Raw genomic sequence first — 26,519 nt, 5'->3', positions numbered from 1 at the left:
CAAACTAATGAATCAATCCCATTCTCTGAAAGTTCGGTAAGATCGGAACGGTTTCCAAAAACGGCAACGATACTCTCCATGCGTGCGGCCAGTAGATTAAAATGGCTTTTCCGATCAATAGATCGCGGTCGACATAATGCTTGTTCTCCCAGAGGCGTCCATCGCGACTGTAGGGGCTATTGTCACCGAGCGGAAAAAACTGATCGGCTTCCATCTTGAAGATGACTTCGTTTCTCCGATCAAACAAGTTATCGCTTCGCAGCCATTCCTTAGGATCTTTCAGCTCTTCAATGATATCCCGATGTCGATCAGTTTGATAATCGGTTGTACTACCAAAGCTCATACGAGTCGCGATGTAGTAGATATCACGTAGGATTTGAAAGTCATTCACCTTCACCTCGGCATCCTTGACCGCAAATCCCACCGGAGCGAGATCGCCAGGATCTTCGTCCGATGTGACCGGCCGATCGTCGGGATTAACGGGAAACGTCGTGGCTGCATCAAATTCACAGAGTCGATCATCCACCCAGAGTCGTAATTCGTCATCCACATTGGAAAAGCGAATTCGATAAGAGCCCTTTCCCTTCACGCGAGTCTGCGACTTCGCTTCTCGATTTCCCCCATCGAAGGTGGCTTTCCCGTCAGCCATCGATACAGTAGCCACGCCGGTTTCAAGGTCGATTCGACATTCGTGATGGCGTCCCGCCTCTACCAAATCCAGCACGATCTGCCCTTGATCGCTCAAGACGTCGACATCAACCACCATCGCCAGATCGCCCACCCAGTGCAGGCCAATGTCAGCCGGGTGTTCAAAACCTCGATTGCCATAGCCTCGGTAACTAGGCAAAGGTCGGGTCTGCGAATTGTAGGCATAAAAATCAGTGATCAAAGTCGGTTCGGGACGAATATTCCCCAAGTCCCTTTGACCACTTTCATATCGTTCTAATAGACGACTCCACTGATCGAAACTGATGGGGTAATGTCGATAACGAATCCAATCCTCTTCGCCTTTTGACTGACAATGATAGGAATGCCCACCATCATCGGTTGACCAGCCAGTTGTTGAACTCATTGGCTGCCAACGCAAAGGCCATCCCAATTCTCGCAACTGAGGCGACAGATACTTGGTGTCGTGCACCAACTGCAACATGTGCTTGAGTTTCTCTGGAGACTTTCTCGCAATGCTGAACGACTCCTCCTCGTCAGTCTGCACGAAGATGTCACCATGTCGAATCTTGATCGTCTCGTCCGGTAAACCGACCAATCGTTTAATGTAGTTTTGTTTCGCGTTTCCAGGGAATTTAAAAACGATCACATCCCAGCGTTTCGGATCCCCAAACGGTTTCTCGTAAGCAAACTTGTTGACGAGGATTCGGTCGCCGGTATGAGAATAGTCGCTTGCCGTACCAGGCTCGAGTTCCTTTGTGAAAAAACACATTGGGCAAGTCGTCGCCACAACAGGTCCGTCTCTCACCTCCGTATCGATGCTCGCACCCGCGCGATACCGATAGTTGCAATCAGGACATTTGACATCCTTGTGCCGACCCTGCAGAGTAGGTGCCATCGAACCGGTCGGAATCACGAATGCTTCTGCTTCGAAGGCACGAAACAGAAACGCCAAAACAATCGCGATCACAATTGACTCGATCGCTTCGCGCCAACCTTTGGCTGAATCCGACGGAGTGCCGCCCTTCTTCGCTGCTACTTTGTTTACTTTGTTTACTTTGTTTTTCGCCATAAATACGCCTGCTGGCGGCCTAACCATTTCTCAAGAGGATGTCGAATTCGTCGCATCACCGGCGAACTGGCCTGGGCCGATTGTGCCGACCCAATTCTACTCCGGCAACAGAGGATCAAAATAATAGCTGAAATGTGATTCGTTCGATACTTTGGTTCGGCCCCGTGCGGTTCGGATTGGGGCTCGATTTTGTCTGGGGATCTTAACGCCAGTGTGGATCGACTCGCGCAAAACCAAGGAAAAAGGAGCCGTTGGCCGCTTGCAGAGCTAGCTTTTGGCAGTTCACCCGCCATTTCGAGTACGAAGAGGCAATTCGTACGGTTCGGTTCGTAATCACCTGGCCCGCTGCAGGCGACGCACCGTGCCCAGCAGGTGCGATTTGTCAAACGGGCCATAGCGCGGGTCGCGACTGTCGATTGAGATCGGACAGTTGTCGCCGAGCAAGAAAAATTCCTCTTTCGATAATTGCCAGGAAAAATCATTTTCTAAGAGGGTCCGCCTTGGAGGCAGATAAAAGACATCTCTTGCCACCGACAATCGTTTGAGCTTTAGATTTCCAGATCTTGCCCCGATTGAGATCACTGGCGACCGGACACCCCAGATTGCCACAGCGGCTTCCATCAGAACGGGCTTGCCATTAATTCCAAGTAGCAGTTGACCATCACAAATAGCCAGTTCGACCATGGAGATCTGCGACGGCAGCCGGGGCGAAATGAGAGTCTCATTCTGGGAGACCCATTGAATTTCCCGGCGATCGAAATCGAGTACGACTTCCCAAACTTGATCGGACTGCTGCAGCCGAAATTTCAGCTCATCGCAATTTTCTGTTTCCGGCTCAACGGTCAGCAACAGATCATTCACGACCTGCAGTTGCCGCGACGTCGATTGGTTGTAGGGATAATCATCGAATACGGCAGTGGGTTGCCTGCCAAGCCGTTCCCTCGGCGAAAACACGAGCCAGCTGTAAGCTGCTGTGACCGCGGTATTTCTCGAGTAAGACCAAATCCCATGCTGCTGAGACCATCCCTTCTCAGGTTTCAGTGGAAGCCAAGACGACGGAATGGATCGTTTCTGAGGGGCTGGTTCATCTGAGACCAGAATCGCCATCGCCCGCAATTGGGGCAAGGATTTCCTCACCAGCTTTCCATTGATGAGTACATTTCCATGCTCAATGGACACTCGCTCACCCGGCAAGGCAACCACTCGCTTGACCACTAATCGCCTAGCATGCAATGGGTCGGTCGCCGCAACCAGATCCCATCTTTGAATGTTCGCGGTGAGACCATCCCAACGATTGAGAATAACACGATCGCCGGGGATTCGAGTGCCGGGTTCATATTCAAATCGATGCCCGCATTGAGGACAGGTTAGGATAAAGTCATGGGGCAGGAGCGCATCTACCCGAAAAAACGATCCACACTGGGGACAATGAATCTGATAATGGTCGCCGCACAAGTTGGGCGCCATCGAACCTTCGACAACGCGAATCGGAAACACAAGGCCACGAACGACAAGACGTGAACAGGCCCAACCGCTGACGAGCAGCAGGCAGACAGCCAGAAAGGCCCAGCGATGAGCGATGGAAAATCGTTGCTGCCGTCCTGCAGACTCTTCCGGATGGGAAGCGGCGTGGGCCATTCGAAACGGACCTTACTTTTTGGCCTCACCCGTATCGAGCACGGCCATAAAGGCTTTCTGTGGGATGTCGACCTGCCCAATCGACTTCATCCGTTTTTTTCCCTCGCGTTGCTTGGCCCACAACTTACGTTTTCGCGAGATATCACCACCGTAGCATTTGGCGGTAACATTCTTTCGCATGGCAGGCACCGTTTCACGAGCAATCACGCGAGATCCGATCGCAGCTTGCACAGCCACTTCGAACATGTGTCGATCTATCTCATTCTTCAATTTTTTAACAACGGCACGACCTCGACGATCCGCATCACGACGATCGCAGATGACGGAGAGTGCATCGACGCGGTTGCCGTTAACGAGAATATCAAGTCGCACCAGTTCGGCCGGCTGATAGCCGAGGAACTCATAATCCATCGTACCATAGCCGCGTGTGACACTTTTCAATTTATCGTGCAGATCGTAGATGACTTCCGCCAGGGGCAAGTCGTAGGTCAACATGGCTCGAGTGGGTGACAGGTACTCCGTCCGAATCAGGATTCCTCGACGATCCTGACAGAGTTGCATCACAGGGCCGATGAACTCGGTGGGTTGCACCAGATTGACGCGCACGATTGGTTGACGAAATTCGTCAATATCGCCCGAATCGGGTACCTCTTGGGGACGATGAATCTCGACCGTTTCACCCGTCCTACTTTTGACAACCTCATAGGTCACATTGGGTGCGGTTTGCACCAAGTCGATATCCGATTCCTGCTCCAGGCGTTGTTGTACGATTTCCATGTGCAGCAAACCCAGGAATCCGCAACGAAAGCCAAAACCTAAAGCCTCGCTCGTCTCGGGTTCGAACTCAAAGCTGGGGTCATTAATCGAGAGTCGATTGAGCGCGTCGCGCAGTTCTTCAAAATCTTGCCCATCGGATGGGAACAAACCGCAGTAGACCATCCGCTTCGGTTCCTGATATCCGATCAGTGCTTCAATCGACTCATCCGCCGCATGGCAAATCGTGTCTCCGATATGGACGGCATCTATTGATTTGATGTTACAGATCAAATACCCCACCTGCCCCGCATGCAAGGCATCACAAGCTTCTCGTTGGGGCGTAAACTGTCCGACTTCGATGACTTCGTGCGTGGTGCCGGCGCGCATGAATCGCAGCTTTTCACCTTTGCAAATTGTTCCATTCATGATTCGAACATAGGTGATGGCACCACGAAAACGATCATAGTTCGAGTCGAAGACCATCGCTTGAAGCCCCCCATCAGGATCGCCTTCGGGAGCCGGTACACGTTCGAGAATCGAATCCAGCAAGTCGCTAATTCCAATTCCACTTTTTGCACTCACCCGCAAAACGTCATCCGACTCCACACCCAGCGACTGCTCCATTTCCTCAATAACTTGGTCTGTACGGGCATGCGAAAGATCGATCTTGTTGACGACGGGAATAATCGTCAAATCATGTTCCATGGCCGCATAGGCGTTGGCAACGGTTTGAGCTTCAACGCCCTGAAAGGCATCCACAAGCAGCAAGGCACCTTCGCAACAAGTGAGAGATCGGGAAACCTCGTAATGGAAATCGACGTGCCCTGGAGTGTCGATCAAATTCAGCTCAAACGTTTCCCCATCATCTCGGCGAAACTTCATGCACACGGCTCGCGCTTTGATCGTAATTCCCCGAGCACGTTCCAGTTCCATATCATCGAGCAACTGTTCCTTCATCTCACGATGCTCGACCGTTCCGGTAGATTCGAGCAATCGATCGGCAAGCGTGCTCTTCCCATGGTCAATGTGAGCAACGATGCAAAAGTTGCGAATATTCTGGCAATTCGGGTGGATTATTTTTGACACGCGACACCGAGGGCTTCAAACGTTTTGGAAACCTACAATCAAATCGACATTGAACAAGAATGACCGACCGACAACCGACGGTCATTCATTGATCGAAGAACTTTGCTGCCCATTTCGCGCCATACCCGCCGCACCAATATAGCCGGCATCACCGCCTAGCGTCGCAAAATCGATGCGGGTGCGTTCCACCAACACAGGAAAGGCCCTGTCGCGAACCTCCTGTCGAATACGGTTGAGAAACTCCATTCCTAATTCACTGTCGGAGCCCCCGAAATTCATCGCTCCACCAAAAATCACCGCGCTGGGGTCAACCGTGTGCATCACATTGACTGCTCCAACCCCCAGATACTTGGCCGTATCGAGTACGATTTCTCGCGCCAGAGAATCTCCGCGTTCCGCTTCTTCGGCAACCATCAGTGGCGTTAATTCACCAGCTTCAGCAAGTCGATCCGACAATCCACTTTTGATCCCCTGAGACAATTGTTCGAGAGTACGCTGTACGACCGCTTTACCACTCGCATACGCCTCTAAATGACCTCGCTGACCACAGCCGCACATGCGTCCTGACCCGGTAAAGTCAATGATCGTGTGACCTAACTCACTACCAGCGCTATTCTCACCGTCAATGACCTGAGAATCGATGATAATTCCCCCACCGACTCCTGTTCCCAGTGTCAAGAAAGCAATGCTCGAATGATTGCTTCCGATACCGACCCAGAATTCACCCAAAGCGGCCACATTGGCATCGTTTCCAAACCAGACGGGTAAATGACAACACTCCCGCAGGCAATCTCGGATCGGGAACTCCCACCAATGTGGCAGATTATGCGGGTGCAACAGTAAACCGGCCTTGAGATCCATCGTGCCAGGAGTGGCCAATCCGACAGCAGCGATACCGTCCGCCGACAGATTCAGCTCGCCCATCATCTTCTTGATTTGGTCAGCAACCCGCTCCATCGCAGCGGCCGGTCCCTGCTCCTCATCGGTGGCAATCGACCGCTTCAGGATCGTTTGACCTTGATTGTCAACGATCCCTAATTTGATATTGGTACCGCCAACGTCAACGCCAGCGAAAAGCGGCCGTTCCATTTGATGCGAAGCTCTCGATCCAGAATCTGACATGCGAACGGTATTTGTGAACTTCTAGAGAAACCAACGTCGGCGTCGACCGCGAGCATTGGTGGGGGGAACCGCAAGTATAGAGCCTACCCCTCTGGAGGGCAATTGGAAACTCCCAAGCTCTGGACTGATTGGCGATCAGGGAACATCAGCCAGACCTTCACTCGCTCGCCGCAGTTGTGTGGAAGAGATATCTAGCCGGAATTCATCGGAGGTCACCGTGCGACACCGTTCGCCCAATTCGGATGGCAGATCAAGCTCGGCTGCCGTTCCGAATTGGCCGCCACTTTCCCGCCCGAAAACGACAAATCGACAATCTTGCTGGTAAATTTTTGTCAACGCCGCATCTCGTCCCTGGGGCCCCCGATTGTAATAGGTCGGGTCGATCATACGCTGCAGCGTATCAAATCCGATCACAAAAGTTGCTCCCGGGAACTGGCGCGCCTTTTCCTTAAAAGTGGGAGTTCGAGTAATCCAAACAATGTGCTGGGATTGGAATTGTGCCATTCGACGGGCAATTTCATCGGATTCCAGCGTCGGCTTATCGACATTGTGGATCGACAACTCGAACTCGACCGGCCGATCAAACCAATCGGCCGCCAGTTCGGCCATCCGTTGATGGCCCGCGTGCATCGGGTTGAAGGCACCGGGAAATACAATTTGTCCTCGATGCTCTTCAATCCCCTCTGGCATTCGGCCCAGCCGCACTGCTCGAGCAACTCCATCAATCACACGTTGCCAGGGCCGACGTTCAATTTCTTTTGTCATCCGTTGGTCAACCTCGCTTTCGACGCCCAGAGACCGAGTGCGGGATTTCGGACGAAGAAAATCCGTTTCCCCTCAACGTCATTCCAGCCATCAGAAAGTCGTTCTGGATTGTAAGTCTCAATCATCTCCGTCAAATCTCCATACTGATAACCCACGCCTCGGACTTCGGCTTCTGTCAGATGACCTGGGCAGTAGGTGATTCGAAATCGCCCTTCCGACGAGCCGTGAATCAGATGAGCTGCTGCCGATAGATTCTGCCGCAGGTCATCCTGCTCGTCGACGAACTTCATGACTTCTTCCGTCTTTCTGTAGCCATATTTACGAATCAGCAGATCGATTTGTTTGTCCTCTCCGAATGTTTTCACTCCGGGCGCCAGCACAATCAATTCGCCCTCATCGGCAATTAACAGTCGAGTCCGATAGACAGCCTTGTTACCCAGCCACGTACTATGGAATTCTTCGGGGTCGAGATAAGCCACCACCGTATCAGGCTGCTGATCCATCAAGGTAAAATTCACTTGCAGAGACAATTCACTGGCTCGCTCGAAACACTCTGGATCATCGCCGATAAAAAGTCCGCGGATCACAAGCTGACCTCTTTCATCCTCCCCCACAACGGTCAACACATACAACAGCGGCAAATGCTGACAGAAAAGCGACTCGGCTTGATTTAGGATGCGACGAAGCGGTGTATCGGCTCGTCCCATCATTCGCTCCATTCCGTACGCAGCTCCGATGAAATGACTCTCATTAATACCCGTACTGCCACCGGTCCCAACGAAAATATTTTTATTGTAGTTGGCCATGCCAATGACCTCGTGGGGAACGACTTGCCCGATCGACATGATCAGATCGTGTTGCCCTTCCCAAAGCAGCCGATTCAATTGCGCTGGCCACGGCCGTGTCCATAAACCATCGGTCACATCCGCAACGAACTCGGCGGGCACTTGCCCAATCGTCACGACATCTTTTCGCCAGTCATGCACACGAATCAAGCCTGGCGGGATCGAGGGATACATCCGCTCCAACTGCCAGCTTTCCATCGCATCGTGGGTTCCCAGCGCGGGCATCACATCGACGACATGATTCCCGAGCTGTTCATGGATCATGCAAGTGATCTTGCCAGCCTGACTGTGAAATCGGGTAAAATCTGGCGGAATAATCAGCACTCGCTCGCGCAACCCTAATTGCTGAAAACAGCCGGCAAGCGCTTGCTGTAAATCCTCGTCGGTCAGCACGGTCGTGGGCGAACCGGCGGCAAAATACAAACTCATGATGACTCACTTGGACAAGTCTGAGTTGATGAAACGAACGCAATTTTCAGCCGACCTTTCCAAACCAGCGGCCTAGCGTTCCTCGCACAGCATCCTACACTATCGATCTGATTTGGTCAGGCTACCAGAGCGAAGTCGGGAGTTCTCGCATTGAACCTTGATCGGCCAAAAACCATTCGAATAAGACCCTTTCCTGATGAAACCAACGAACGAATCAAAGCCGGAAATCCTGGCCGAAACGAATTATTTACAACTGGTGCAACACGGACACTGGACCTATGCACGTCGCCCAAATTCGATCGGCGCCGTCGGAGTCGTCGCTGTCACAGACGACCGGCATCTGGTGCTCATTGAACAGTATCGCATTCCGGTCGCCGGGCCAGTGATCGAACTCCCGGCAGGACTCGTTGGCGACGATCCGGCGCACCGCAAAGAATCTTGGGAGGAAGCGGCCGGTCGCGAACTCCTCGAGGAAACCGGCTACGAAGCCGGCCGACTGCAACTGCTCGTGGATGGCGTATCCTCGGCTGGACTAACTGACGAGGGCGTTCACTTGATGCGTGCCTCTCAGCTGCAGCGACGCCATGCGGGGGGCGGCGTCGAAAACGAATCGATTACTGTTCATACCATCCCACTGACAGAAGTACCCAGCTGGCTGCAAACAGAACGTGAGCGAGGCGTGCAAGTGGATTTCAAGGTTTACGCCGGCCTCTATTTTTTAAACCTGGAACATCAGTCCTAAATCGGATCGTTTCCACAACTCATCCCGGGTGGTCAAAATCCATCATCATGCTGCAAAAATCAAACGCAAAGAACGAAGGTAATCATCGCGGCAACAACAAATCCGCATTGTTGTGCGAGGATCTGGCCAACAGCCGATCATCATTTTGAAATTGGCACACTGATTGCTTTGATTTGTGAGACGACAGCTATTCTCTCCAACACTGACATGAATCCCACCGGGCCGCCATCTGATGCAGCCCTTCATGCCCCAGACGAAGCGGTAAAGCCAGCGACGGTTCTCCTCCAACTGTCGCTGGCTTTTTTTGCTTAGCGATCATTGCCCATCACGCCAGACGAACGCCTACGCTACAATACGGAGGTTCGCCTTTGGTCAGTGCAACGGTCAGAAGGTGCGATGGCGAAGGTTTACTTTTATTACTCTGCGATGAATGCCGGTAAGTCAACGGTCTTGTTGCAATCCAGTTATGACTATCATGACCGTGGTATGAAGCATTGATCTTCACGCCGGAAATCGACAGGCGGCATGGTCACGGCAGCATCTGTCCCCGATCGGACTCGAAGCGGAAGCGACTTCATTCTCAATCGTCGACAATTTATTCGAGATCTGTCGCAGTCGAGGAAAGGATCTCAGCGGTTGAAAGATCAATGAAGATCCAAAAGCTTTCCGAGTCGAAGACGGATTATTGGTCGTGAATGGCCCACGAGCTCATGTTTTTTTGTCGGCGAGGACAGAAAAACTACCTTCAAAGACTTTCACTTCAAAGTAGATGTCATGACGACTCCTGGCTCAAACTCCGTAATCTACTTCCACACCAAATACGTTGATGCCGGCTGGCCCAATCGTGGTTACGAGGCGCAAGTGAATGCGACGCACACGGACCCCAAGAAGACGCCCGGCTTGTACAATGTCAAAGACAATTTCAAGTCACCGGCCAAGGACAACGAGTGGTTTACCTACGAGATTATCGTTAAGGGCAAGCACATCGTCGTGAAGATCAATGGCGAAACCATCACTGACTACACCGAACCGGCCAATTTGGATCGACCAGAACGTCAACTCTCGAGCGATCGAATGGCGTTACAAGCCCACGATCCCAAGAGCAAGGTTCTTTACAAGAATCTTCAGGTGAAACCTCTCACTGACTGAACGGCGTCGATCCAAGACACTCCTATAATATCCGTTCGATCAGCAGCGATTTGGGAGTCAAATTCGACCCGACATTTCGTTGACGGTTGGTCAGCTGCAACGAAATGTCATTGCGTTGAGAGACCAGTCAATCGACCGCTCCTCAATACGATCGGACACGACCGCCAGAAAACGGGCCTGACGCGTCAGGAAAGATCTCGGGCGCAGATTGTATCCACAAGACGCCAGCCGCCTCTTTTCTGCAGAGCGTCTATCCAATCGAGACCCTCGCCTTCGAGCAAGGCAGCATTTGCGGTCTTCATCGCGATCTCTTCCCCTGACAGTTGGCGAACGGCCTCTTGCCAACCTGGATTGTGTCCAAGCACCAACAGTGTTGTCACCTCCTCGGAAACGGCAGGCGCTTCGGCGAGAATTTCGGACAGTCCGGCATGGTACAAAGTAGCGTGAAATTGGACAGGAATCTCCGTCGGAAACTCGGAGACCATCCGTTGGTAGGTCTCACGAGTGCGTTGTGAGTCGCTACTGAGAATCATCTGGGGTAACCAACCGGCCTCAATTAATGCCCTCCCAACGCGGGGCGCATCGCTTTGTCCGCGTGCATTTAAGGGACGTTGATGGTCAGTGGTCGCACCACTGGCCCACGAACTCTTCGCATGTCGGAGTACAACCAGTCGTCGTAGTACGGACATTTCCTGATTCCTCTGCCTGATCTGGAGTCATTATTTCGCTCGTGTACGTTTCTTGGTTGACGCACGAGAGCTATCATTTTGCGTATCCTGCGACTCGTTGACTACCATGGGGCGGGGTGCAATCAGTGCATCCGATGATAACAATTCGGTTTGAGAACGGAATGACCGCTGCCCTCGACCAGATTTCAATCGCGAGTAACTCCCATCAGCTTTCAATCGTCGAGCCCGTGTATTATCACGAAGATAAGCCGGCAACAGTTCTGTCAAGATCTGCCGCTTCAGGACGGGTGCTTCCACGGGAAACATTACTTCGACCCGGCGATAAAAGTTGCGAGGCATCCAATCGGCACTACTGAGAAAGACTTTCGCCGTATCGTCCGGTCCAAAGACACAAATCCGACTGTGCTCTAGGAATCGATCAACGATGCTGGTCACGTGAATATTGTCCGATACTCCATCGATGTCGGGCCGCAGGCAGCAGATTCCTCGCACTATCAGCTGGATCGGCACGCCCGCCTGGCTGGCACAATAGAGGGCATCGATCACGCGGTGGTCCACCAGCGAATTCAGCTTTGCAAAAATCCGCGATGGCTTGCCCGCACGGGCCAATTCGGTTTGTTCATTGATGAGTTCAATAGTCCGCTGATGTAAGTGAGTGGGCGCGACCACGAGTTTTCGCCATTTGTATCCCTGCGAATAACCCGTCAACAAATTAAATAATGCCGACACATCCGCACCAATATCCTCATCGGAGGTAAACAAACCAAGATCCGTATAGAGTCGTGCAGTGGACGGATTGTAGTTTCCAGTACCGAGATGAACATATCGTTTAACAAGGTCAGCTTCTTGACGAACCACCAGTGAAACCTTGCAGTGCGTCTTCAGGTCAAGGAATCCATAGACAACATGCACACCATACTGTTCTAATTTCCGGGCCCACCCCACGTTGGCTTCTTCATCAAAACGAGCCTGCAATTCAATCAGCGCCGTCACTTGTTTCCCTGCCTCCGCAGCGTCCATCAAGGCCTGAACGATAGGGGAGTCTCCGCTGGTACGATAAAGCGTTTGCTTGATCGCCAGTACATTGGAATCTTGAGCCGCTCTTACGACAAAGTCGACAACCGGAGAAAAGTCATCATACGGATGATGCAGCAAAATATCACGGCGGCCAATCGCAGCAAAAATATCCTCCCCACGCCGACGCAAGCCTGTCGCGATTCGCGGTGAAAACGAAGGATCCTTCAGATGCTCATACTCCGATAACTCATAGAGAGCGCCGAGTCCAGTGAGGTCCAGGGGACCAGGGATGCGATAAACCTCCTCGTACATTTCATCGCCGCGAACGGAGGTCGCTCGCAACTCTTCCTGATGTTCAATCGCCTCAATCAAATCCTCGTCGGCATCCGCCGCGATTTCCAACCTGACCGCATCCGCACGCCGTCGTGCCTTCAGCCGCTCTTCAATCAATCGCAACATGTCATCCGACTCTTGCTCGATCAGATCTAAGTCACTATCGCGGGTCAGTCGAAACGGAGCATAAGTCAGAATCTCATACCCTCCAAACAACTCGGGCAAGCGAGAAGCGATCAAATCTTCTAAATAAACGAACGAAGTCTCACCCTCTTTGATCGGAATCAGCCGAGGCAACACCTGAGGAATCTGGACGACGGCGAACAATCTCTTGGGTCCAATACCACTCCGACGTCGCAAGGCAACGCTGATGTAAAGACTACGATTATGGTAGCGGGGACGAGGATGACTCGGATCGATTGCCATGGGAGTGATAATCGGAAAGACAGTCTCTCGAAAGAACCGATCCAATTGGCTCGTATCCTTAACCTCCATCAACGGTCGGATGTGAATCCCTTCGGCGGACAAGGCCGGCAGCACGCCGTTCGTCCAGCAATCATATTGATCCAGAACCAGCTCCTTCGTTCGGGACGCGATTTTCCGCAGTTGGGCGATCGCCTTCATCCCGTCCGGGTTATAGTCCTGTGGTGCCTCTGATGCGAAAGCCTGTTCCCGCAGGCCGGCAACGCGCACCATGAAAAACTCATCCAGATTCGAACTGAAAATCGAGAGAAATTTGACTCTTTCCAACAGAGGCGTCGAGGGATCTTTTGCTTCCTCAAGAACTCGAGCGTTGAACTCGAGCCAGCTCAACTCGCGATTTATATAATGATCCGGTTGAAACGCTTGTTCGTTGAATGCAGATTTTTTCTGGGACATCGACATATTGCGGCTGGATCCTGCCTATCTTTCCTTCGTGATCGCCTCGTAATTTGGCTCCACTAAGTTTAGCTTGCAAGCCAACTATGGTACTCGTGACACGGCCGAATAGCAGTCATCCGGGCGAATCTTCATAATTGTCGCGACAACCGGCGCGTGCACTCGTTCGACAAATCACCCGCGAATTACCGTTAGTTTGCGCGACTCTGCCGTGTTCCGGAGCCACCGAGACCATTAGAATGTGAAATCGATATCCTAGGTATTCTTCCTACTCGCAACGATCTAAGGGGCGACCATCGATGGATCCATTGAAGGGCGAAACCATCATTCAGCTGTTCATTCGTCGTGTTTCGGAAAGTCACGATCAAACAGCGATTCGGTTTAAAAGCAGAGAATCTTTCGAATCCAAGAGCTGGTCAGAATTGGCTGGAGATGTTCATCGGTTGGCAGCCGGACTCATTGCCGCCGGAATTCGCCCCGGCGACCACGTCGCGCAATTATCAGAGAACCGTTATGAATGGATCCTTGCTGATCTGGCCATCCAATTGGCTCAAGCGATTCACGTCCCAATCCATGCGCCGTTAGCAGCTTCCCAGGTTGAATTCCAAATCAATCATAGCGAATCAAAACTGATCTTTGTATCGGGCTCCGAACAACTGGAGAAGATCGCGGCCGTTGCCGACAAACTTCCTCAAGATCTGATCGTGGTTCATTATGATGCGAGCACTCACGATCTGCCGCAGAAACAAATTCCACTTTCCGAATGGTGGGCGGGCGAATCGCCAGCCGCAGCGGAAATCGAACGAGCAGCGATTGCCGACTGTACGGCAGACAACTTGGCCACTATCCTCTACACGTCAGGTACGACAGGTGAACCGAAGGGAGTGATGCTGACACAAAGAAATTTGGTCAGCAATGCGATCGGAACCATTGAAACCTTTGAAATGGCCGACAACGATACTCGATTGTCCTTTCTTCCATTGAGTCACATCTTCGCGCGAACCTGTGACTTATACACCTGGATCGGCACCGGTTGCTTGCTCGCCCTGGCCCAATCGCGCGACACCGTGTTGCAAGATTGCGCGGAGATCAAACCAACCATCATGAATGGTGTTCCCTACTTCTTTGATCGACTGTTACGAGGACTCCAACAACATGGGCAAGCAGAAACACCCGGTGCATTAAGACACTTACTTGGTGGCAACATTAAGTACTGCTGCTCCGGCGGAGCCGCCCTGCCCGACCACCTATTCGATTTCTTTCAAACGCAAGAGGTCCCGATTCTCCAAGGTTATGGGCTGACGGAAACATCACCCGTGATTTCGATGAGTACCCCTCGACAATTCAAACGAGGTGCTTCTGGCCAAGCGATTCCAGGTGTGGAAGTGTGCATTTCCGACGAGGGAGAAATCCTAACACGGGGTCCGCTCGTCATGAAGGGATACTGGAAAAACGATCAGGCAACCCGTGAGGTAATCGTTAACGAGTGGTTTCACACAGGAGATTTGGGCCACGTTGATGAGGACGGTTTTGTTTGGATTACTGGACGAAAAAAAGAATTGATCGTCACCGCAGCGGGCAAGAATATCGCCCCAGTCCTGCTTGAGTCATTGCTTACCGAGGCCCCCTTGATCGACCAAGCGTTGGTCATCGGTGACGGACGTAATTACCTGACGGCCCTAATTGTTCCGAATCTCGAACAGCTCAAACATCAACTGGCTGACCTCGATACCAGCGACATTGCCGTGGCTCTGAGCGATCAGCGGGTGCAGGACTTGTTCGCTCAGCAAATCGAAAAACAACTCAAACCAGTTTCGTACCACGAGCAAGTCCGGCGTTTTTCTCTCATCGAACGAGCGTTTTCCATCGAAAACGGGGAAATGACGGCAAAGCTCAGCCTCCGACGACCGATCATCGAAGCGAATTTCGCCGATCGAATCAAAGCCATGTACAACCGAAAACGCGAAGCCTAAAGATCGATCGGGTGATCGCCTGCCCCGGTCCGCGCAACGGGAGGCGCCTCGACTGTCGACGTCGCACGACGAGCAAGCCAGACGCGTGTTTTCAAAGCGGACCAGCCGCCCAGACAAACGGCCACAGGAATGACGACGAGCTCGGAAGGCAAGACGAATGTCCCACCGTGCTCGGTTAATACGACGGTCAGGAACGAAGCCGATGCTCCAATCGAAAAAGCACGCTGATCCGAATCCCCATAAAGAATACCGGTAACCAAAGCCGACGGCACCAGCACCTTCAACGTTAGCACGACGAAACTCACGAGTGCCAAAGGCAACGTCAGGTTAACGGCACAGATGACGGCAACAAGGCAGATTGCGATCATCATCGTTTTGAGCGAAAACTGCACCGAATCAGGGCTCCCGTGGCCAGGCGAGTGAGCAACAAACCAGCTGTGTCCAGCATACCAAATCGCAGACATCACCGGCACAACCGTCTCCCGAGACACTCACAACAAGCTCTTCAGCCTCAGCCTTCCCAATCCATTCGCCCGCCAGATCATTGTCTTTCCTAGCTTCAGTCGGTATTGTGAAGCTCTGGGGGTCACCTTCGCGTTCCATTTCATTGCGATGCGGCTGGTCGCGTTTTACATCACTCGAGTCATACGTCATGGACGAACCATCCAACAGCAAGCCTGACGTCGAAGCGGTAAAGGACATGGAATCCCTTTACCTCGCGCTCGTTGACAACCTTCCGGTACATGTCGCCCGCAAAGACCTCTCTGGAAAAATCACCTTCGCCAACCATGCCTACTGTCGGCTGGTAGGTTTGGGCCGCGAAGAAGTGCTAGGAAAGACAGATTACGATTTCTTCCCCAAAGAATTGGCGGAAAAATATCGGCATGATGACATGTTGGTCGAACGCACTGGGGAAATGTTTTCTGGTGTCGAGGCCAATTACAGCGGTGGCGAAACGCGTCATTTCGAAGTCCGCAAGACGCCAATCCGCTCGATAGACGGCACGATCGTCGGAACCCAAGTCATGTTCTGGGACGTATCGGCTTACAAACAGGCCGTCGCAGAATTGGACCGAGAACGTCAGTTGCTCAATGCGTTGCTCGCCAACACACCCGACAACATCTATTTCAAGGACATGGGAGGTCGATTCATCCGGATCAGTCGTGCCCAGGCACAATTCCTTGGACTAAATGATCCCGCAGATGCTGTCGGACAAACCGATCATGATTTTTTTCCAGAGGACCATGCCGAACTCGCTTTCCAGGACGAGCGGGAGGTAATGCGTACAGGACGATCGCTTGTCGGAAAAGAAGAGGAACTAATCAACGCTAAAGGTGAACACCGTGCGTGGGTGTCCACGACGAAAGCGCCTTTGCGAAACTATCGGGGTGACATTGTTGGCACCTTTGGAATCTCGCGAGATATCACCAACCGCAAACGTGCCGAAGAAGCGCAACGTGAAGCCGTCAACGCAGCCGAGGCCGCAAATCGTGCCAAGAGTGATTTTCTGGCCAACATGAGCCATGAAATCCGCACCCCGATGAACGCCGTGATTGGCATGACCGAATTAGTACTTGATTCGCCGCTCACACCAACACAACGCGATTATCTCGAAACGGTTTTGTCGTCCGGTGAGTCGTTACTGGCGATCATCAATCAGATCCTCGATTTTTCGAAAATCGAAGCGGATCATGTTGAGCTGGAAAACGTTTCTTTTCGCTTACGTGATGTGCTAGGAGATACCCTCAGGGCGCTGGCATTTCGCGCGCATGCCAAAGGACTCGAACTGGCTTGGCATGTTGAAAATGATGTGCCTGATTCATTGGAGGGTGATCCAACACGTCTGAATCAAATCATCGTGAACCTGGTGGGAAATGCGATCAAGTTCACCCATGAAGGCGAAGTCGTACTGAATGTTTCGAAAGAAAAACAGGACGATAAAAATGTAGGACTCCACATCACCGTCGCCGACACGGGCATCGGGATTCCGCGGAACAAGCAGGAAAATATTTTCTCGGCCTTTCAACAAGCCGATTCATCCACGACGCGAGAGTTTGGGGGGACCGGACTGGGGCTTTCCATTTCCTCGCGGTTGGCCAGCCTTTTGAATGGTCGAATTTGGGTCGAAAGCGACTTAGGAAGAGGCAGTACGTTTCATGTGGCCGTAAGATTTTCGCTGCACCCTGAAAAACAGTCGTACTCGCCTGAAGAATTGGCCGCGCTCTCCGGCCTACGGGTAATGATTGTCGATGACAACAATACGAATCGCAAAATCCTCAAAAGCACCCTCGACGGCTGGAAAATGCAAGCGGAAGCTGTCGAAAGTGGCCCAGTGGCTCTCCACCAACTGGCCGTAATGTCTAAGACAAATACACTCCCCGACTTGATTCTCACTGATCACCAAATGCCTGAAATGGACGGCTTTGGCTTTATCGAACGAGTACGCGAAATGGACGGCCTGCAAGATACGGCCGTCATTATGCTGACTTCCGGCACACGTGTTTTTGATACAACGCAGTTAAACAAACTGAAGATCAGTGAACGATTGTTGAAGCCAACCAAACAGACCGAGCTTCGCGGAGCGATCCTTCGCTCGCTGGGGCTTCAGTCACCGCTGCCCAGCGGAATGCAAGCGGACGAAGAAACAACACCCTCCATCCCACCACTTCAAATCCTGCTGGTCGAAGATGGCTGGGCAAATCAAAAGCTGGCGTCTGGCCTGCTCACGCGTTGGGGACACTGTGTCACAATTGCCAACACGGGCCTGGAAGCGATCGACCTGATCAAATCAACTCAATACGATTTCGACATCGTGCTAATGGATGTTCAAATGCCGGTGATGGATGGCTTGGAGTCAACGCGTCAGATTCGAAAAATGGGCTACGAGGTTCCGATCATTGCAATGACCGCGCATGTCAAGAAAGGCGACGACGTACTTTGCTTCGAAGCCGGCATGAACGGTTACTTGGCCAAGCCGATACGAAAAAGACAGATGTACGAGGCGTTGAAGAATATGACCTCGAATGATCCAGAAGCCAGCCCAAACACGGATCGGTCAAAATCACAGTCGATCGATGTCGGTTCGTTTGACATGGAAATCGCACTCGAATCCGTTGATGGCGATAAAGAACTGTTGGTGGAGGTGATCCAAGTGTACTTGGACGAGTGCCCGCGACTGCTGGAGCAACTGCACGATGCGATCGAGGCCAAAGATTTCAAAGGAGCGCAACGAGCAGCTCACACCATCAAAGGATCCTCCAGAATCTTTGGAAACGTGGCCATCATCGCGGCAGCGCGGACAATGGAGGAACGAGGACGAGATGAATCGCTTGATGATTGTCAGGAAGATTATCAGCGACTGGACTTGATCGCACGACATCTACTGCAAGAGTTAAAGCTGGTTGCCAGCTAGCTCAAAACGGATCCACCGGCGGCGTAATTCCCACGGCGCCCAAATCCCAGGGACTGTAGCGAGCTTCGAATTGATGCGTGGCGATCATCAAGATCGCACCAGGTGCGATTCGCTTCTGATCAATGGCCACCTTGTTCAGCCTTGTCCCGTTGGCACTTCTAAGATCCTTTACATACCACCATCCCCCGTACATGTAGAGCAAGCAATGTTGGTGCGAAACGTCCGAATGCGACAATACGATATCGCAGGAAGGGTCACGACCAACACTCAGCCGGGGCTGGGTCAAGACAATCGACTTGCTACCGTCCAAGGGAACCAATTCCCCCAACTTTTGACCTATTTCTGCCGCATCGGATGGCTCGATTTGACCGCCCTTGCTTTCAGCATCTTCCTCTTCGTCAAGGGAGGCATCTGAAGTTGCGACGGGCGCAAGATGATCACCTCGTTTGGCCAAAACAACCTCATTGCCCACGTTGTTGTAAACCACCTTGTCCATGAGTCCCCACATCAGCACGAGCCCCCGCCCGGCACTCTCGTCGTCCCCCAACGACACGTCGAGCTTGCTTTGCACGTCAAAACCGGGGCCTTGATCGCGAACCACAAATCTCGCTTCGTCGCGATTGATCAAAACACGCACAAAAACCTTTCGCGATTGATACGGCTCCTCTGCACGTCGTTGATCAATGATGGACTGCTCACCTTCCTCGCGAGTCAAATCTTCCTTGAGTTGTTGCGACGTTAGTTCCAGATTGCCATGGTGCATTGCATTGAGCACAGCTTGTTCCAGTGCTACCCCAGCCTGCAGTCGTCCCGCAGCATCACAGGTCTGCAAACCACTGATCATCTGCTGCACCAAAGCGACAAGTGGTTCAACCAGGCTTTCGTCATTTGGCAATTCGAACTGAAAGTCGCTGATCAGAGTATGATCAATCAAGCGACGATAGTTTGCATCGCCTCGCGCGAGTTCCAAAACGTGCTTGACGGAATCGACGAGCACCTTGTTGAATTGCGACTTGGGAACATAGCTGGCTGCTCCGTGCTGGAGCGCCTGCGCGGCCAAAGTTTCGCTGCCGTGCCCCGTCATCAAGATCACGGGAACTTCCGGAAACCGAGAACGAATCGCCTTGACCAAGTCGAGGCCATCCATTTCAGGCATTTGCATGTCGGTCAGCACGGCTTGCGGTTGTGTGCGGGAAAGTTGCTTCAGAGCCCCGCTACCATTTTCCGCGTATCGAACTGCAAACCCATTTCGCTCCAACACACCCCCAATCATACGGCGGTCGGTGGCGGAATCATCCACGAGAAGAATTGTTGGCATGGATAGGACCCCTCAGCCTCCTGCAACCAATGCATAAACCGATGCATCAGTAGATACACGAGACACATTGTTCAATGAATTCCACGCGCCTCCAGCGCTAGAATTTCCTGGTGCCAGCCTTCTCGATCCTGGTCGTTAGCATCTGGCACTGGCAGGAGTGACCTGCGAGTGCAATTAACCAAAGCCTGCAATGTCTGATATCGGCGAGTTGATTCGATGGACGGTAGCATCAAGTCGTTGACAATACCGACCACGTCGTCAATGTTCTGGGCTTCGCAGCCTTTCAATTGCGATCTCAAGGAAGCGAAAGCGGCAGCCGAATAGCCAGGCGTCAACTCATCAATTCTTCGGAGATCATCCTGTGACGGCTGGTCCAACACACTTTCCGCAACCCAAGTTACGAACTCCTTACGATCCTCTCCCTCCGGGTCAAGCACCGGAATAATCAAATCTCCGACGCGACCCGGACGACGGATATCCGGCGACAGGAGATGAATTCGTGCGGTCATCAACAGCCAAACGACTCGCCCCCGCAACTGCGGATCGGACATCATGGCTTGAATCTTTCCCGTCAGTCGACGTTCCGTCGAGTGGGTTTCAGCTCCTACACCGCCAAATTGGGTATCCGCTTCGTCCACAAATATAACAACTTTTTCCAGCGCTTCCAAAACCCGACGCAATCGCTCAAAGATAACGTCCGTTTGGCCGTACCACTGACTTCGGATGCTCTTTAGAACCAGCACCGGGACATCCATTTCGCTGGCAACGGCCTCGAAAATGAACGTTTTCCCGCCACCAATTGGACCAGCCACAGCAGCTCCAGCCAATGCTTTCTCCCCGGGAGCTCGAAACCTGGGCAGTAACTCCCTTTGCAGAAAAGCTTTAAGACGATTATTACCTTTCACGTCCGCGAGACGATGGGTCGGTTTTTTGAACTCGACGACCTCCTCGCCAAGTTGAGATTGGATGAACTCCTGAACCTTGACCACCACATCAGCGGGCGTCAGTCGCTCGCGGGTGTAAGAAGCTCGCAACAGGAGTTGTCGCAAGGCGTGGATTGACAAACCGGCAGTAAATCCCGCCAAATCGGACGCGCTGCTCCAAAATTTGGGCGGATACTGAGCCTGCTGAGAATAATGCTGAATGTAGTGCAATCGATGTTCAGCGGTCGGCGACGAGACTTCGACATTCAGCACCTGCGGAAGTCTTGAGACCCGAGGATGAACCAAACTCTTGGACTCAGCAAACAGAATAACGGAGTCTCCGCCGTCCATGAAAGCCGGATCGGATAGCCAATCCTGGACAATCCCAATCCGATGCAATTGTTTGTCATTGAGTGACGAGACGTCCCCACTTCCAGCTGGCATCATCATGTCCGACGCTTCGATCAAGATCATCAAATCACCCGACAGATGCGATCGTGAACAGATCGTGAACTGTCGGAGCGCTTCGAGCGCAAGCGTCGGATTGCCGATCGCGTCAAGCACGAGCCGATCGAACTGCTGTGAGAGAATCTCTAGCTCGCTTTCGCCGCGACTCTTCATCCCACGGATCAGAAGCGTATCGGTATCGACGCCAGCCTTCCAAGCGATCCAAGCATTCTTCAGCTTCTCACGGCCTTCGAGTGCTCGAATCGGACCGTTCAACTCGTAAACGAGCCGGATCAATCCTTTGGTCTTCGATTTCTCAGCCACAAATGGAATCAGCGGCACATAACCTTGTCCATTAAAAAACAGATCGTAGATGTTGCCGCTCAAAATAATGCTTCGAGATTGGTTCGAATTTAGAATTTCGGCCAAACGCGAAAAAAATGGGTAGGTCATTTCAGATTTCGTATCGTTCGTTTACGATTCTGGGATTTGTGTTTTATCAGCCGTTTCCTGTGAACCGGAGTCGGAATCTTTCTGCGTCAATCCAATCAGCGTGTCGAATTCCGAATCGGCCGTTTCCCGCGTGGCGTACTCTAAGAACTCGTCCTCAGAACGCTTGGTATCAACGCCCGCCATTTCTCGTGAAATGCGTGCTGTGGCCGTCGCCTGATCGCGCAAATCCCGTAATTCCTGCAGCTCCTCATGAGTACGATCCTGGCTGATGCCGGTGAGCATATCAGAGATCTCTTTCTCTTCCTTTGCGGTCAACATGTCGGCGACCGTCTCATGCTTCTCTTGGCGAATCTTGTCGATCTCACGTAGCAAGGACTGTAGCTGTGTTTTGTGTCCTGTGATGTTGGTTTCGAACTCTTTGATGTCGTCCTCAAGTTCCGCACAATGCGTTTCCTTCTCGTTCAGGCTCGAGCTGAAATCTTTGAAGGCCGACTGACATTTGAGGTACTCAGGATCGTTCTTGACCGCTTCAATATCACCGTTGTACTTTTCAACAGTCTTTCGTGCCATCGCTGCAGCACCATCACGAAGGTTGCGGAGTTTCGCGACTTCTTCGGTCAATCGTTTCAAAGCAGCTTTCTTTTTTTCCTCTTGAGCAATCATCGCACCGACCGCGTCTTTGTATTGGTGGATTCGCTTGGTCTTCTCTTCAATGACTCGATCGTAAGTCGCCTTTACAACGGCTGGATTGGTGCTAAGTGTTCGTCGGGCATCGTCAATACGCCCCGTAAATAGGTATCCGATCGCACGAAGATACTTGCCAAGTGCTTTAAACATATTTCGTTCCTTTGCTTTCGAACTGCCGTCTCAGCCGCATTCTCGAGGGCGAAATCATACCGCTTAGATCGCAAACGGGTCACTCAAGGGAACTGGTATACACCAACCCCAGTGCCTGAATGCTAAAAAAAAAACAATTTCGACACAATGCAGCGATCGATAAACGGGTCAAACTAGGGGCGTTACGAAGGCTCCGGCAACGTTATCCGCACACCCTTGAGTTCCCTCTCAAGTTGCTCGATCTGATGCTCAATTCCGCGGGCAACCTCCCAACCCTGCTCGAGTTCCCCACGCATTTGAGCCAGATCTTTATCCGGTAGTTCGCTTTTCATCACAGAAGCTTGGACATCATCAACCGTTTTTGAGAGCTGCGTGACGCTCTGACTCACTTCTTGCAGCACACCATCACGCCAGTTTAGCAACTCCTGTCGAGCTTCATCCGTGGCCATTTCGTTGGCCCGATCCCACATTTCATACGAACGCTCCAAGGCCGCCAAACTGGCTTGATAGAGATTGCGAATCTCGCCGAAAACCTCGATTTGCCAGCTTTGCTGGTTGCTGGGATCAAACTCCATGTCATCCAAGCGACCGTACAGATCCTGCAAACTTCGCAACATCCCCCCCGTGCGTGCGTCCCGATCACGACGCAACTTGCGTTGCAACTGACGCAAATAAGCACGATGCTCGCGACTTGCCTTCCGTTTGACACGGATGATGGCCCGCTCAGCCAACTCCCGCCCTCCGACCGTCATGCGCCAGACAACCGAGCCGAACCCAAGTGCTACGGCAATCCAACCAACCCATGACCAAGGTGATTTCGCCAGCAATCCGATAGCCGTCCCCCACATCGCTGGAACCCAAAAGAGCCTTGAGTAAATCGCCCCCCAAAAGCGTTACTTGCGTACTTCGGCTTGGTCAATCATTTTCGCCGCTGCAGTCGTCCTTCGGTTTCTAACGCCATGCCAGCGAAACGCTGTTCAACAACGCAGGCAACGTCCGCCCCTGAGACCAATCGAATCTAACCGGCGTGCAGAGAGTCGTCAAACAAGCGTCAAGACGACATGATTGGCAAGCTAAGTTGGCATAGCAATAAAAATGGGCCGATTCTTGGAATCGGCCCAGAATTCAATCCGCGATCGGGAGAGGAATTAGGAGGATGGTTTGCCATCCCCAATTAATTCGGCAACATATCCCTCCAGCTTCTCATAGGGATGATAACCGACAATCTTGAGTCGAACTTTTCCTTCGCGATCAATAAACAACGTCGTGGGAAATCCGCGAACTTCTAAGGATTGTTGCGTGGCCTCGTCGCCAATCACGCAGGGATAATTCACCCCCTCAGCCTTTACAAATTCACTAATCTGCTTGATTGCGGCTTGCTCATCCTGAACCTGCTCATAAGTGATCCCAACGACTTCGAGGTCGTCTTTGAACTTATCCTGGAGCTCGATGAAATGAGGAATTTCCATTCGGCATGGCGGACACCAGGTCCCCCACAGGTCAACGATCACGACTTTGCCCGCAAAGTCAGACAACTTGACGGAATTTCCTTCTAAGTCAGGCAAATCAAAATCGAAATCGATATCTTCCGCATTCGCAAATTCTTCGCGAGCTGCCTCGCGATATTTGGCTTGCAGGCGATTCGTATTGTCATCAATCACCTTTTGAAATTCAGGTTGATCCGCGATCGCTGCGAAGAATGGATCCTTGTCGAGACCACGATATTGCTCAAACCCGGAATCATAGGCAGCCGCCAGAGCCGCCGCGGTCTCAGCTACGTCTCCCGACAATGCAATTGCACGGATACGATTAAAGTCTACCAATTGTCGAATCTGGGCCAACTGCGGATCCGTGATTTCGTCATCACCTAAGATTTCATTCGCCAATGCGTGCGTCTTGAGAAAATCGGCTGCGACTGCTTCCTGATCCGGCCCATTCGCCTTTTTTTGTAAATCGTTTTGCAGTTGGAATCGCAACAACGCCATTGAAATATCTTTGTCGTCAGGGAGCTGCGTACGTCCTTCTTCCAACACAGCAATCGCCTGATCGACATCGCGAGCCGCCATCGCCGCCTTAAGTTTTTCATTGATTTGGCTTTTGATTTGATCAGGGGTCAATTGCTGATCATCGGTCCCCGCGTCAACCGTCGTGTCTTCCTTCGCCGCGACTGCTGTCGAGGTGGTCAGATTGTTATCGGCATTAGCAAGCCCAGTAGGTTCCGCCGTGTCTTGCTCTTCGACCGCCGACGGAGCGGCGTCTGACGATTTGACTTGGGCTGTCGCCTCGCTACTTGAACCAACTTCGGCCGGCTGAGCGGATTCGGTTGATTTGGTTTTGGCAGTCGTCTGGTTACTCGAACCCTCGTCAACCGGCTTCTTCTCACAGCCCGCGACTAGCGCAACAACGAGAGCGACAGCGGTCCAATATCTGTACATCGTTTTCTCACTTTCTTTTGCTTCAGACCAGACGGCAAACCCGTCCAAGATTGGAAGACACTTGTTTTATTCAGACAGACGCGACACTTAGCCGCGTCATCGATCGACATTAATTCGGTGGGTCATCAACTTTGCCATCCTGGCTCGCTTTGTGGCAATAAAGTTTTGTGGCAATAAAGTTTTGTGGCAAGAGATGTGCATCGCCAAACTACACCGTGCGATTCCGGAAGAATCGGCGAATAATTTAGGCCTATAGGTTACCCCATCTGTGCCTGCTTGGCGACGTCCAATACTTGCTGAAGCGGAATCTGCTTTTCGCGGGCAATTCGCTGGCAGTCGTCAAATTCGGGTGAAAAACAAACAGATCCGTCTGGGAAGGTGATTTTCTTGCCTCGAATCGGTCCAAATGGCGTCTGCAGGTCATACCGTTCACGCTCCAATAAATGGCGATCAGCCTGCCAACGTCGAATCCCAAGCGTCCTGGTCTCTCGAAAAACAATCGCTTCCAATTCGACAACCTGCTCGGCAGCACAGAGCACGGAAAGCTGCGTGCCTGGCCGATTCTTTTTCATCTGAATCGCTGTCGTAAACACATCAAGTGCACCGGCTTCCATCAGCCGTTGCGTGCAATATCCAAGGGTCTCACCAGTGACATCATCCAAATTGGTTTCTAACACAACGATACGGTCGCGAGGGGTAAGAGTCGATGGCTGCCCAACAATCATTCGCAACAGATTCGCTTGAGACTTCAGGTCACGACTGCCTGCACCGTAGCCGATCGATTCAATTGACATCTCGGGTAAACCCCCGAATGAAGTCGCCGTGCTGGCGACAATCGCAGCACCAGTTGGAGTCGTTAATTCGAACGGCAGATCCAACTCGACCAACGGGATACCCCGGAGTAGTTCAGCCGTTGCAGGCGCTGGCAAACTGCAGCGCCCATGAGCAATCTCGATAAAGCCGGTTCCCGTAGGAATCGGTGAACAAACGATCCTATCCGCCCCAATCATAGAAAGACCGATCGCAGCACCCACGATATCCGCGATCGAATCAACCGCTCCGACTTCGTGAAAATGCACTTTCTCGAGCGTGCTGCCATGAACCTTCGCTTCTGCTTCCCCTAGGCGAGTGAAGATTCGTGTTGCTAACTCTCGTGCAGCATCACTCAGCGAACTCCCGTCGATCATTTCCGTGATGTGATGCAGATGCCGATGGGCGTGTTCCGGTTCGTGAACGACTTGGATGTGGGACGCTCGGAACGCATGCCGTTTGACTTCCTCGCGCTGTAATTGACAACTGGGCAACCCCAAGGAATCCACTCCCGCTTGTATCGCAGCCAGATCGACTCCCGCATCGACCAACGCGCCCAGCATCATATCCCCACTAATTCCGCTAGCACAATCGAGGTAGATGATCTTCATTTCAATTCCCTTTCGAGATGGTCAGTGCCAGCCTTGCTTGCATGCTCGGATCGGTTCGCGGTTTGCCGAAAGCCCGTTGAATTTGAATCTTACTGCCAAGGCCAACGCCCAC

At 52.2% G+C, this 26,519-nt stretch carries 21 protein-coding genes; 5 read left to right on the top strand and 16 right to left on the bottom strand.

The window, feature by feature from the left end; all coding sequences use genetic code 11:
* Positions 1–4 precede the first annotated feature (4 nt).
* The 6 genes from lepB to P8N76_13635 form a co-directional block, all read right to left on the bottom strand.
* Positions 5–1,738, bottom strand: a complete 1,734-nt coding sequence (gene lepB / locus P8N76_13660; GenBank protein ID MDG2382711.1) for a signal peptidase I — start codon at positions 1,736–1,738, stop codon at positions 5–7.
* A gap of 333 nt (positions 1,739–2,071) precedes the next feature.
* Positions 2,072–3,376, bottom strand: a complete 1,305-nt coding sequence (locus P8N76_13655) for a S26 family signal peptidase (GenBank protein MDG2382710.1) — start codon at positions 3,374–3,376, stop codon at positions 2,072–2,074.
* Positions 3,377–3,388: 12 nt separating this feature from the next.
* Positions 3,389–5,218 (bottom strand): translation elongation factor 4, encoded by a 1,830-nt coding sequence (gene lepA / locus P8N76_13650; protein ID MDG2382709.1) that lies wholly within the window; start codon positions 5,216–5,218, stop codon positions 3,389–3,391.
* An 81-nt stretch (positions 5,219–5,299) separates the two neighbouring features.
* On the bottom strand, positions 5,300–6,307 hold the full coding sequence (locus tag P8N76_13645; GenBank protein ID MDG2382708.1) for an ROK family protein: 1,008 nt from the start codon (positions 6,305–6,307) through the stop codon (positions 5,300–5,302).
* A 168-nt stretch (positions 6,308–6,475) separates the two neighbouring features.
* The gene (locus tag P8N76_13640) at positions 6,476–7,105 is read right to left on the bottom strand and encodes a hypothetical protein (protein MDG2382707.1); all 630 of its coding nucleotides are present in this window, start codon (positions 7,103–7,105) and stop codon (positions 6,476–6,478) included.
* The gene (locus tag P8N76_13635) at positions 7,102–8,379 is read right to left on the bottom strand and encodes a lactate racemase domain-containing protein (protein MDG2382706.1); all 1,278 of its coding nucleotides are present in this window, start codon (positions 8,377–8,379) and stop codon (positions 7,102–7,104) included. The genes P8N76_13640 and P8N76_13635 overlap by 4 nt, the downstream gene beginning before the upstream one ends.
* Positions 8,380–8,575: 196 nt before the next feature.
* On the opposite strand from P8N76_13635, the gene P8N76_13630 reads away from it, so the two are divergent.
* The 3 genes from P8N76_13630 to P8N76_13620 all read left to right on the top strand — a co-directional run bounded on the left by P8N76_13630 (position 8,576) and on the right by P8N76_13620 (position 10,270).
* Entirely contained in the window at positions 8,576–9,121 is a 546-nt protein-coding gene (locus P8N76_13630) for an NUDIX hydrolase (GenBank protein MDG2382705.1), read from the top strand.
* A gap of 426 nt (positions 9,122–9,547) precedes the next feature.
* Positions 9,548–9,619, top strand: a complete 72-nt coding sequence (locus P8N76_13625) for a hypothetical protein (protein ID MDG2382704.1) — start codon at positions 9,548–9,550, stop codon at positions 9,617–9,619.
* A gap of 186 nt (positions 9,620–9,805) precedes the next feature.
* The gene (locus P8N76_13620; protein MDG2382703.1) at positions 9,806–10,270 is read left to right on the top strand and encodes a DUF1080 domain-containing protein; all 465 of its coding nucleotides are present in this window, start codon (positions 9,806–9,808) and stop codon (positions 10,268–10,270) included.
* 185 nt (positions 10,271–10,455) lie between these two features.
* Here the strand turns inward: P8N76_13620 and P8N76_13615 are convergent, their stop codons facing one another.
* On the bottom strand, positions 10,456–10,959 hold the full coding sequence (locus tag P8N76_13615; protein ID MDG2382702.1) for a histidine phosphatase family protein: 504 nt from the start codon (positions 10,957–10,959) through the stop codon (positions 10,456–10,458).
* A gap of 30 nt (positions 10,960–10,989) precedes the next feature.
* The gene (ppk1, locus tag P8N76_13610; GenBank protein MDG2382701.1) at positions 10,990–13,188 is read right to left on the bottom strand and encodes a polyphosphate kinase 1; all 2,199 of its coding nucleotides are present in this window, start codon (positions 13,186–13,188) and stop codon (positions 10,990–10,992) included.
* Positions 13,189–13,487: 299 nt separating this feature from the next.
* On the opposite strand from ppk1, the gene P8N76_13605 reads away from it, so the two are divergent.
* Positions 13,488–15,161: an AMP-dependent synthetase/ligase gene (locus P8N76_13605; protein ID MDG2382700.1), complete on the top strand. Its 1,674-nt coding sequence runs from the start codon at positions 13,488–13,490 to the stop codon at positions 15,159–15,161.
* Here the strand turns inward: P8N76_13605 and P8N76_13600 are convergent.
* Entirely contained in the window at positions 15,158–15,553 is a 396-nt protein-coding gene (locus tag P8N76_13600) for a hypothetical protein (protein ID MDG2382699.1), read from the bottom strand. The two genes, P8N76_13605 and P8N76_13600, sit on opposite strands and share 4 nt — an antisense overlap.
* Positions 15,554–15,557: 4 nt before the next feature.
* Complete coding sequence (locus tag P8N76_13595; protein MDG2382698.1) at positions 15,558–15,815, bottom strand: hypothetical protein; 258 nt, start codon at positions 15,813–15,815, stop codon at positions 15,558–15,560.
* On the opposite strand from P8N76_13595, the gene P8N76_13590 reads away from it, so the two are divergent.
* Positions 15,814–18,573, top strand: coding sequence for a response regulator (locus P8N76_13590; GenBank protein MDG2382697.1), 2,760 nt, complete (start codon positions 15,814–15,816; stop codon positions 18,571–18,573). The two genes, P8N76_13595 and P8N76_13590, sit on opposite strands and share 2 nt — an antisense overlap.
* Before the next feature lies 1 nt (position 18,574).
* On the opposite strand, the gene P8N76_13585 is transcribed toward P8N76_13590, so the two are convergent.
* The 6 genes from P8N76_13585 to larC all read right to left on the bottom strand — a co-directional run bounded on the left by P8N76_13585 (position 18,575) and on the right by larC (position 26,407).
* A complete protein-coding gene (locus P8N76_13585) occupies positions 18,575–19,891 on the bottom strand; it encodes a response regulator (protein ID MDG2382696.1) in 1,317 nt (438 codons plus the stop codon).
* A gap of 71 nt (positions 19,892–19,962) precedes the next feature.
* Positions 19,963–21,714, bottom strand: a complete 1,752-nt coding sequence (locus P8N76_13580) for an ATP-binding protein (protein ID MDG2382695.1) — start codon at positions 21,712–21,714, stop codon at positions 19,963–19,965.
* A 21-nt stretch (positions 21,715–21,735) separates the two neighbouring features.
* A complete protein-coding gene (locus P8N76_13575) occupies positions 21,736–22,551 on the bottom strand; it encodes a hypothetical protein (GenBank protein ID MDG2382694.1) in 816 nt (271 codons plus the stop codon).
* 182 nt (positions 22,552–22,733) lie between these two features.
* The gene (locus P8N76_13570) at positions 22,734–23,399 is read right to left on the bottom strand and encodes a hypothetical protein (protein MDG2382693.1); all 666 of its coding nucleotides are present in this window, start codon (positions 23,397–23,399) and stop codon (positions 22,734–22,736) included.
* A gap of 300 nt (positions 23,400–23,699) precedes the next feature.
* Positions 23,700–24,986 carry a TlpA disulfide reductase family protein gene (locus tag P8N76_13565; protein MDG2382692.1) on the bottom strand — a complete coding sequence of 429 codons (1,287 nt, stop codon included), beginning with the start codon at positions 24,984–24,986 and terminating at the stop codon, positions 23,700–23,702.
* 257 nt (positions 24,987–25,243) lie between these two features.
* Positions 25,244–26,407: a nickel pincer cofactor biosynthesis protein LarC gene (gene larC, locus P8N76_13560; GenBank protein ID MDG2382691.1), complete on the bottom strand. Its 1,164-nt coding sequence runs from the start codon at positions 26,405–26,407 to the stop codon at positions 25,244–25,246.
* Positions 26,408–26,519 lie beyond the last annotated feature (112 nt).

The sequence above is a fragment of the Pirellulaceae bacterium genome (assembly GCA_029243025.1).
Lineage (GTDB): Bacteria > Planctomycetota > Planctomycetia > Pirellulales > Pirellulaceae.
The sequence above is the reverse complement of the archived record's forward strand: the minus strand, read 5'-3'. Positions and strand labels throughout refer to the sequence as shown.